This window comes from Candidatus Hydrogenedentota bacterium, from assembly GCA_019695095.1.
GTDB lineage: Bacteria > Hydrogenedentota > Hydrogenedentia > Hydrogenedentales > SLHB01 > JAIBAQ01.
The window spans coordinates 22,105-32,659 of sequence record JAIBAQ010000060.1 but is presented as its reverse complement, the minus strand read 5'-3'; the positions used below and the strand labels follow the sequence as shown (position 1 = coordinate 32,659).

The 10,555-nt window shown below is 56.2% G+C and carries 4 protein-coding genes and 1 tRNA gene; 4 read left to right on the top strand and 1 reads right to left on the bottom strand.

What is annotated here, in order from left to right; all coding sequences use genetic code 11:
* Both K1Y02_11830 and K1Y02_11825 read left to right on the top strand, forming a co-directional pair.
* The coding region (locus tag K1Y02_11830; GenBank protein ID MBX7257041.1) for a HEAT repeat domain-containing protein at positions 1-1,827 on the top strand (1,827 nt) is incomplete at its 5' end.
* A gap of 36 nt (positions 1,828-1,863) precedes the next feature.
* Positions 1,864-2,904 carry a Gfo/Idh/MocA family oxidoreductase gene (locus K1Y02_11825; protein MBX7257040.1) on the top strand — a complete coding sequence of 347 codons (1,041 nt, stop codon included), beginning with the start codon at positions 1,864-1,866 and terminating at the stop codon, positions 2,902-2,904.
* Between the two features lie 19 nt (positions 2,905-2,923).
* Here the strand turns inward: K1Y02_11825 and K1Y02_11820 are convergent, their stop codons facing one another.
* Positions 2,924-3,439: a biotin transporter BioY gene (locus tag K1Y02_11820; GenBank protein MBX7257039.1), complete on the bottom strand. Its 516-nt coding sequence runs from the start codon at positions 3,437-3,439 to the stop codon at positions 2,924-2,926.
* Between the two features lie 95 nt (positions 3,440-3,534).
* Here K1Y02_11820 and K1Y02_11815 point away from each other — a divergent pair.
* Both K1Y02_11815 and K1Y02_11810 read left to right on the top strand, forming a co-directional pair.
* A tRNA-Arg gene (locus K1Y02_11815) sits at positions 3,535-3,611 on the top strand.
* A gap of 912 nt (positions 3,612-4,523) precedes the next feature.
* Entirely contained in the window at positions 4,524-10,538 is a 6,015-nt protein-coding gene (locus tag K1Y02_11810; protein ID MBX7257038.1) for a hypothetical protein, read from the top strand.
* Positions 10,539-10,555: the final 17 nt, after the last annotated feature.

Here is a 10,555-nt window from a genome sequence, read left to right as displayed (position 1 = left end):
CGCGCAGCGCTCCACCTTCTGGAAACTGCGGGTGGCGATAGCGAGGTTGCTGCGATCGCGAAGCTATTGCAGGAACCGTCTTTGGCAGAGGATGCGCGAACCGCGCTTGACCGCATCCCCGGACCGGCAGCAACCCAGGCGCTCATCTCTGCCCTGGCAACAGTACCTCAGGACGTGCGCCTGTCGCTTTTCGACACACTCGCGCGGAGGCTGGCGGTCGAATCCCAAGACGGCGCAAGCGCGTCGCGCGGCAGCGACGTGTCTGCGGGCAGGGAGAACGCGATTCGAGCGATTGGTCCGTTCGCTGGCAACTCGGATAGCGAGACACGCTGGCGGGCGTTTGAGTCCCTCTGCAAAATGGGTGTCGCTCCCAACAGCCTCCCCGTATCTCCCCAGGTATTCGTTCGTGAGAATCGTCAGCGCTACATGGCGGGCTTCGTGACTTCCGCATACGCCAATCTGGTGTTGGGGAAAAACGAACTCGCGGAGAACATGTTCGCGACGTTGGCGGCGTTTCCGATTGGAGATAGCCAGGCGTGCGCGGCGCTCATCGGCTTGGCCAAACTAAATTCCCCCAAGTTGATTGAACATGCCCTTGGATATCTGGCTGAACCCGGAATACGCGATACGGCAATCGAGACGCTCACTACGGCGAACATTCCTTCGATCGACGATCGACTCTCCAAAGGACTGACGTATACCAACCCCTCAAATCGCGCCACTATGATCCGTATTCTTGCGGCGCGCAAATCTCCGAATGTTGGCGAGTTGCTGGCGACCATGAAGCAGGACCCCGCACCCGAGGTCAGGCTGGCTGCAATCGAATCGCTTGGCGAGACTCCAAGCGATGCCGAGCTTAAAGAGGCGCTTCTCAAGAGTACGCCTTGGACTCGCGAGCATGCTGGGCGGTTATTGCTCCAGCGAGCGGATAGCTCTCTCGCGACGGGTGACACGGACAAAGCGAGGAGTCTTCTCGAAACCGTCGCATCCGCAAACGTCTCAGCAGAAATGCGCGCGGAGGCAACTCAGATTCTCGCGCAAGCCGGTGGTCCAGCGCCGCAAACGACAACAGATGCAGCCCAATCACAGGGGATTGTTCCTCTGCCCAACGCACACTCGCACAATGACTATGAGCATGTGCGGCCATTGTTGGACGCGCTCGATCGTGGTTTCTGCAGTGTCGAGGCCGACATCTATTTGGTTGAAGGCCAGCTTTTGGTCGCGCACAACCGCGGCGACGTGAAACCGGAGCGCACGTTGCAGGCGTTGTATCTAGACCCGCTCAAGGAACGCGTCAAGAAAAATGGGGGACGCGTGTATCCCGGCGGTACCTCGCTGACCTTGCTGATTGACTTCAAGACCGAAGCTGACTCCACGTATGCGGTCTTGCGCGACGTACTCGCCAAATACAGCGACGTCCTCACGCGGTTTACACCGGACGCCACGCAGGAAGGCGCCATTACCATCATTCTCTCGGGTAACAGTCCGCGTGAGCAGGTAAGTAAAGAGCCTGAACGATACGTTGCCATCGATGGACGCCCCGGTGACCTCGACGGAGACATCAACCCCAATCTTGTCCCTCTTATCAGCGAAAGTTGGCGAAGCCTTTTCAAATGGTGGGGAGACGGCCCGATGCCGGAAGACCAGCACGCGAAACTGGTGGATATCGTGACTCGGGCACATGCGAAGGGTTGCCGCGTCCGATTCTGGGCAACACCCGAACGTGAGGACCTCTGGCAGTTGTTGCGCGATACAGGTGTTGACTTGCTGAACACGGACCAATTGCCTCGCTTGCAGGCATTCTTGCTTGAGCCGACAAAGAAGTAATTGGACCCTCACGTAAGACAGGAAGCAGGTTCGTTTATGGATATTCTGCGCGTCGGATTTGTAGGTCTGGGTGCGATCTGCCGCCTACGTCATATACCAGGCCTGCGCAGACTACCTGACATCGAGATATGCGCGGTGGCCAACCGTTCACGAGAGTCGAGCGAACGTGCCGCCCGGGAGTTCAACGTCCCGCGCGTCTACGAATCCTGGCAGGAACTTGTTTCGAGCCCGGACATCGACGTGGTCTTCGTTGGCACGTGGCCTTACCTGCATAAAGCCGTGTCCATCGCAGCACTGGAATCCGGCAAGCACGTTTTCTGTCAAGCTCGAATGGCCATGAACGGAGAGGAAGCGGGGGAGATGTATAAGGCCGCGCAACGATCCGGCTGTGTCGCCGCGCTGTGTCCGGTTCCCATCGGTCTCACCGTCGACGCCACCATTCGCGGCCTGATGCAGTCAGGGTGGTTGGGAGAAGTTCGCTACGTTCAGGTGCAGAGTCTGTCCGGCGTGTTTGCCGATCCAGCAACGCCGATGAACTGGCGAAAAGACCGCCGGTTCTCCGGATTGAATATGCACACGTTCGGCATGTACGTGGAAGTTATGCATCGTTGGTTCGGGTGGACGAAATCCATCTCCGCGACAATGGACACCTTCTACGAATCACGTGTTGACGAGGGTGGAGCGACGCATAGCGTCGAAGTGCCCGACCAGATTCTGTGCACCGCGCGAATGGAAGCCGGCTTTCCAATCCAGTACGCGTTCAGTACCGTCGCGCATCACGGCAGCGACACGGTGTGGATCTATGGTTCCCGGGCAACCCTGAGATACGACGTGAGCAACGACAAGTTGTACGGCGGACTAGCGGGAGCGACATTGTCCGAGGTCCGGATCCAGGAGGCCGATGCGTACGATCTGGCCCAATGGCGCGTGGAAGAAGACTTCGTGAACGCTATCCGGCGCGGGACCGAATATCACCCGAACTTCCTCGACGGACTGAAGTACATGCAGGTGGTCCAAGCCGCTTACGATTCCGCGCACGCACGCGGCGAAATCGAGATACCCGCCATTAGCGGTTAACGAATCGCTGCTGACGACTCTAGCGGGTTGATCGGCTGGCGATGCCGTAAGCGACTGCCGCCTTCACGATGTCCGCGGGCACGAAGGGCACAACCGCCATAAGCAGACCCGCGCCGACGCCGATTCCGAGCCACAGGCAGAGCCAAATGGTGCCGAGTATATAGATAGTGGCCGTGGCGGCAAGCAGTCCCCAAGCCGGTGACTTGATCGAAGTGACGATCCACGGTACAGCGATGAAAGCCAGCAGGTAACCGACAGTAGGACCCAGAGTCATGGTGAACATGGGAGCCCCGGCAAGCCCGAGCGCCAAGTAGTACAGCACGCCCCAGGTTGCGCGGTTCCTTCCTACCACATACCCTGCCGCCAACACGGGCAAGGTCTGAAGTGTCACGGGAATGGGTGTCCACGGCAAGGGTATGCGAACATGCGCCGCGAGCATGATCAGCCCTGCGACGGCAATAATCTCTCCCAGTGCCACCCACCAACGGTCACGAAGCTGCGGACGATCTACGGCAATAGCGTGTGTGTTGTTCATAGTGCGAAGATTATACCGATGACGATCTTGTAACTCCACATAGAAACGTCATCGCCTCGTATGAAATAATAACACGTACTCCGCCCACACACCGCGCGCCCGTAGCTCAGGTGGATAGAGCAACGGCCTTCTAAGCCGTGGGCCACTGGTTCGAGTCCAGTCGGGCGCGCCATTTTTCCACTCTCGCACTTCCCAATTGCTACGGTATGACTCCAGTTGCTATTCCATCGCGTTATGCAAATCGGCCCTACTCGTGATTGGGGTTTGAGCACCGCCTGCGCGTATGTGCGGCAAGAGTACCTCCAATTCGGTTGACACTGCGCCTCCAAGAGCCGTCTTCATCACGCCCCCTGTGAAACGCAAGACGGAACCCCCGGCAGGGGTGAGGTTGAGGGGACAGCGTCTGCTGTTTAAGTCCTGTTGCCGATTTCGAGGCCCACAAGCTGCCCAGCCGAATTTCGTCATGCGGTTCAATTCTTGTTCGCCACGCGGCAGACAGGCTCTCTAGATCAACACAAATTCAATAAAATACAGAATTCATATTTTGCCAAATATACGGGATATACAATATTTCCACGATAGTCACTGGGCTGCAATGAGGGGATTGTCATAATTTCGGAGTCAATTCAAAATCTATCTTGGGAATATGTTGTCGATCGTACGTTTTTGAATTAAAGTAATTTATAAATTACCTTCAGCTTGAAATTCAATCAATTCAGATAGCAATCATCCAAGATCATGTCAAATATTATTCAGGAATAATATATTTTCAAGGGTGTTATCTAGCCTTGAATAACTTTCGACAAACCCCTCGGAGATGAACAAGAAATTGAATATGTACCTACAATCATCCAGAAAACCATAAAAAGTATATCTCTCGGCTATCACCGAAAAGCAGGCAAGTTGGCCCACGCCTGATACTTGGAGTAGCTGATCAGATTCGGCAAGACCCCTACCGCTGACCTAACGGCATACTGACCAATTCGGGGTTGGCACGGAAGGTGCACTAAAGCGGTTCTCGATAACGAAGGGTCTCTTAGTCTTCCTAAGTAATGTGGGCCAAGTGAATGGTGGGAATTAATCTATGAATCAACGTTTATATAAAAGTCTCGCAGTACCCTGCATCGGCGGTATCCGAAGCCTCAAGGGGAATGGGCCCCTCTGCATTTCTTCTTGCCTCTTCCAGATGGCAATCGTATTGTGGGCCGCGACGATTCCAGCGTCGGCCCAGATTCAGAAGTACCTGACGGTCGACTCTGGAGACAGTCTCGTGCGAGGGTACGACGAGTCGATTTCGCTTCAGACCTCATTTTCTACCGGTTCGATTTCCGAGGCTGATGTCTGCGCGTCCGACGCTTACCTGTATGTACTCGACAACACGGCCAAGAAAGTCGTTCGCTATTCTTACGACGGCAGCAGTCCGGCAAGTTCCAAAATCCTTCGGTCCTCAACCGGTGTTGCATTAGGCATAGTCGCGGGTGTTGCGGTAGACGAAGCCGCTAACGAACTGTGGGTTGCTGACAAGGGTAATGGCGGCCGCCTTCATGTATACAACCTGACGAACGCGATGACTTCAGGCGGAGCGACGTCCCTTAATGCGTCGCGTTCAATTTCCAGTCCCACGGGCAACGATGGTCTTGCCTTAGACGCCGACTACGCCTACGTGCTGGAAAAGGCCGGCAATCGAAAGGTCTACCGCTATCAGCGCTCCAACGGACAGTCCATGGGTGTCTCGAAGCAATTGAGAAATAGCTCGGGGAGCAATCTGGATAGTGTGGTGGGTGGCGCGATCGAAGACGGCTTTCTGTGGGTCGTAAACGGCGGCCCCCTAAACACCTTGAACAAGTTCAGTCTGACTGACAGCAGCAATGGCTTATTCCCTGATGGTATCGCCCCTTCGGGGAACCCTAAACAGAACGCTCTTTACACCGCTTTTCTGCCGTCAACCAACACGAGTTCGGTTGGTTTGGCCATCAATCCCACCCCTGCGGCTCCATCGATATCCCTCGCTGGCGCTACGCCGACCAACGCCACTTCTCTGGTATTCACGGTGACATTCGGCGAAGCAGTGACGGGCCTGGATGCTGCAGATTTTGTCCCGATCATCTCGGGTAGTTTCAGCACCCAACCTGCCATTGGCAGCGTTACCGGCTCTGGCAAAGTCTGGACTGTAACCATTTCATCGGGCACCGGCGTGGGCACTGTGGGACTCAAATTCGTTGACAATGACTCGGTGAAAGACGTCGGAAAACTCCCCGTGGGAGGCACCAACGGCAACGCTTCGGATAGGGTCGGACCTTCATACGACGTGGATACGACGGTACCATCGGTTGCCGTAACACAGGCCGCCGGGCAGGCAGACCCAACCGACACAACCCCGATACACTTCACCGCGACGTTCAGTGAATCGGTGACAGGCTTCGACGCGTCGGACGTAACGTTGGGCGGAACCGCTGGAGGCACGAGGTCTGTTCTGGTAACGGGCGGTCCTGCCACGTACGACATTAGTATCGACACTATCGGGACTGACGGCACGGTAACCGTTTCTATTTCTGCAGGACGCTGCACCGATTTGTTGGGGGTAAACGCCAACACAGCCTCCTTGAGCACGGACAACTCAATTCGCGTGGACCGCAATGCTCCAAGTGTAAGCACGGTGCTCGTCACGAGCGCTAATCAAGTGGATGTAACGTTCAGCGAGGAGCTGGCGTCGGGCGCAACGACTGCGGCGAATTACAGCATTTCGGGAACAGGCAGGGGCAGCCTCGCACTTCACCCGGATTCCGTGACATCCTTGGGCGGCAACACCTATCGGCTTTCGTGGTTGTCCGGAGAAATGGTGAACGGAGGGAACGTCACAATAACGGTCTCGAACGTTCAGGATCTGGCGGGATACGCAATCGCAGTAGCTGGCCAGAGTGGAACACACACGGGTGGTGGAATCGGCACTCCGCCAACTATCACCGGAGTCTCCGTCTACAACGGTTTCAACATCGACATTGTCTTCAGCGAGTCTATGGGAAGCGGGACGACTTCTGGAAGCAACTACACCCTTTCAGGTAGCGGTAAGGGTACTTTGAGCGCAAATCCAAGCGCCGTAACGTCTCTCGGAAATGGAAGGTATCGCCTGGGATGGCCCTCTGGAGAAATGTTGAATGGCGGCGATATCACCATTACCGCGACAGGCGTTCAAGACGCGGCAGGCAATACAATTTCTCCTCTCGGCAATGCCTCAACGGTTGTCGGAGGCGGAATTGGTGTCGCCCCGACTGTCGCATCCGTAAATGTCGTCGACGGAACACACATCAACGTTGTCTTCTCCGAAGCCATGGGCGTGGGCGTTACCACAGCAGCCAACTACGCAATTTCCGGACAGAAGGGCACATTGCCGTCTGCTCCTGCCAGCGTTTCGCAGGTCAGCAGTGGCGTATATCAACTTGCTTGGACTTCCGGTGAGCTGAAGAGCGGCGGAGTCTTCACTGTCACGGTCCAGAATGTAAAAGACGCCGCTGGCAACATACTTGGCTCGCCCAACACCGCAACGGGGACTGGCGTGGGAACTGCTCCAGCCCTGTCCGAAGTCAAGGTAGTGAACGCGCTTCAAGTCGACGTTACATTCAATGAACCTATGGGGTCGGGTGTGACTTCATCCAGCAACTACGCAATTTCAGGTGCGAAAGGAACGCTATCGTCAACCCCGGCGACTGTGGCTCTGGTTAGCGGAAACACCTACCGGCTGACGTGGACCTCCGGCGAAATGGTGAGTGGTGGGGATGTCACGATCACAGCTACAAATGTTGCCGATACCGCAGGAAACACGATTGGAGCCTCCAATTCCGCGACACACGTGAAGGGTGGTATCGGAACCCTGCCTACGGTGACCTCGATACATGTCATCGACGCCACGAACGTAAGCGTCACGTTTAGCGAATCGATGGGAAGTAGTGCCCTCGTTGCCAACAACTATTCCATATCTGGCGACAAAGGCACCCTCTCGCTTTGTCCTAATCTGGTCACATTCACTTCCGGGTCTACGTACCGTCTGGAGTGGTCCAGCGGTGAAATGAAAGACGGAGGAACCATCACCATAACCTCCAGTGACGCAGCGGACCTTGCCGGCAACGCGATTGGCAGCACGGGCAACAGCGCAACGGAACAGGGGACTGGTGTCGGCGTGAAACCCTCGGTGAGCGCAGTCTCAGCGGTGGACAGCACTCACGTCGATGTGACGTTTAGCGAAGCGATTGGAACAGGTGCTGCGACGGCATCCAACTTCACGCTCTCTGGTAGCGGCAAGGGCACGCTGAATGCGACTCCAACTGCCGTAGTGGCTTTGGATGAGTCGACGTACCGACTTGCCTGGAGCAGCGGGGAGATGAAGAGCGGCGGCGACGTCACCGTTTCTGTAGCGAATGTTCAGGACCTTGCTGGTAACGGCATTGGCGCCGCAAACAGCGCCACCCAGACCGGCGGCGGTATTGGCCAGTCACCAACGGTCACTGTCAATACGCTCACGACATCCGGCCGCACACCTCGGCTCACTGGAACCGTCGCCGATAACGTCGCGGTAACAGGCGTGAACGTCACAGTTAATGGAAATACGTATGCAGCCGTTGTAACTGGTACTACCTGGTACGTGCTTGTCTCGGATGCACTGCCTTTCGTTACGCAAACCTACGATGTAGAGGCCAAAGCTGTTGACACCGCTGGGAACGTAGGCGAAGACTCCACGACGAACGAACTTACCATCGATGTGAGCAAACCAACGATTGTTGAAGGGATTGTGCGTGTAGGCGCCACGCCCAGCAACGCTGCGACGGTGGAGTTTCAGGTCATATTCTCTGCCAACGTGACGGGCGTCGATGAAAGCGACTTCACACTCCGGTCCGGGAGCATTGGGGATGCGTCCGTGTCAGGCGTGACCGGGTCGGGTACTACATACACGGTCAGCGTGAATTCCGGCACCGGCGACGGAACTATCGGCCTCGACCTCGTCGACGACAATAGCATCCTCGATGAAAGCTCCAATTCCCTCGGCGGCGCCGCGCTCAATGACGGCGACTATACCAACGGTCCACAATACGAAATCGACAAGACCGCTCCATCGATTGCTCTTGCGGAGACTGGCGAAAGCGACGGTCTGTTTATCGATGTAACCTTCAGCGAGGCTGTGACAACGGCCGCGGTTAGCGCGTCGAACTACGCGCTTTCGGGTTCCGGCAAGGGAAGTCTGACCGACCAGCCCGACTCAGCCGTGCTCGATCATGATCACGTCTATCGCCTGCGTTGGAACGCAGGGGAGATGACCAAGGGCGGAGATGTTACGGTTTCCGTTTCCAATGTTCAGGATCGTGCCGGGAATACGGTGAATCCTCTCGGCGGACAGTTCACGATCACTGGTGGCGGTATCGGCGTGCTGCCGACTGTGATTGATGTGTCAGTCGTCGATGCTTTGCACGTATCCGTAAGCTTCAGCGAATCGCTGAGAACTGATGCGCTGACTCCCGGCAACTACACCCTTTCTGGATCAGGTCAAGGAAGCCTTAGCGACACACCTGAATCCGTTACCGACCAGGGAGACAACACGTACTTGCTCGCGTGGACTTCCGGCGAGATGCGCAGCAACGGTGACGTTACGATCACCGCACAAGAGGTACACGATATAGCCGGTAATGTGGTCGATCCGTCCGCCAATTCCGACTCGGACCTCGGCGGTGGTATGGGTGAAGATCCCGTCGTAACCGTCAATACCTTGACCACAGCCAAACGGCAACCTGTCCTCAGCGGAACCGTTTCTGACAATACCGGTGTAACAAGTGTTGAAGTGCAGGTGAACGGCAACACGTACCCGGCAACGGTTGGTGGCGGCGCATGGACTGCCGAAGTGACTGACGCGCTTCCCTTTGGCGTACACACTTACGACGTCCAAGCTGTCGCAACAGACGTTGCAGGCAACACGGCGACTGACTCCACCTCAAATGAGTTGACCGTCAATACGGGCACGCCGGTTCAGGTAACGGCGATAACGCTGCAAAACACGAATCCGAGTAACGCGGCTTCCGTCGGCTTTAAGGTGGAATTTGCGTCCCCTGTGACAGGTGTCGATTCCGCAGACTTCACGTTGCATGACGGGAGCATTTCCGATGCAGCCGTTACAAGCATCTCGGGTTCGGGCAACACATACACGGTGGCAGTCAGCACCGGTACCGGAAGCGGTTCAGTTGGCATCGACCTCGTTGATGACGGGACGATTCTTGACAGCAATCTGAATCCGCTGGGTGGGCCTGAAGATCATGATGGTGATTATACAAGCGGCCCAGTTTACACCATTGACAAGACTGCACCTACGGTAGTCTTGACTAGCGGCAGCGCCGTTGTGAATACGCCCCTGATTCCGGTTACTGCAACGTTTAACGAGTCCGTCACGGGATTCGCGCAAGATGACATCGCTGCAGGTCCAAGCGCAGTCGGCAAATTCAAAGCCGTCAGCGATAAGGTCTATACCTTTGACATAACGCCAAGTCAGCAAGGGGATGTCACCATCTCTGTCAAGGCAGACGCGGCCCGCGACAAATCAGGCAATGGAAGCACGGCATCGAGCGCCCTGAAGGTAACCTACGACATGCTTCCCGCTGTCGTCGTGAGTTCGCCCTCCGTTCGCACGACACAGAATGGACCCGTCACCTACACCTTGACCTTTGTTGATGCGGTGGAAGTGAATTTGACCTTAAACGATGTCCGGCTGATCAAGTCGGGAACCGCAAACGGCGAAGTGTCAATCTCGGAGGCAAAATCCGCGACAACCCGAACAGTCACTGTGAGCAACATCACGGGCACGGGTACCCTCGGTATCGAGATCGCTGCGGGCGTGTGTAAGGACGCGTCGGGAAATCTCTCCCCGAAAGTCTATGATTCAGGTTCCGCGTTTACCGTGGAATTGGATGTTCCCGAGTCGGTACCGGTATCGCCCTGGTCTGTTGCGGTTGTTCTGCTCATTGCGGGCATGGTCGCCGTATACCGCTCAAAGGAACCTAAGTCGGCTCAGGTGTGTTGTCACAACGAGCGCGAAAGCAACACGCGCAGCAACCACCTGGGATAATCGTACGTAACGAAGGC

Excerpts from the sequence above, each read along its gene's own strand:
- K1Y02_11810 (MBX7257038.1), top strand. The coding sequence starts at position 4,524 with ATGAATCAACGTTTATATAAAAGTCTCGCAGTACCCTGCATCGGCGGT.
- K1Y02_11820 (MBX7257039.1), bottom strand. The coding sequence starts at position 3,439 with ATGAACAACACACACGCTATTGCCGTAGATCGTCCGCAGCTTCGTGAC.
- K1Y02_11825 (MBX7257040.1), top strand. The coding sequence starts at position 1,864 with ATGGATATTCTGCGCGTCGGATTTGTAGGTCTGGGTGCGATCTGCCGC.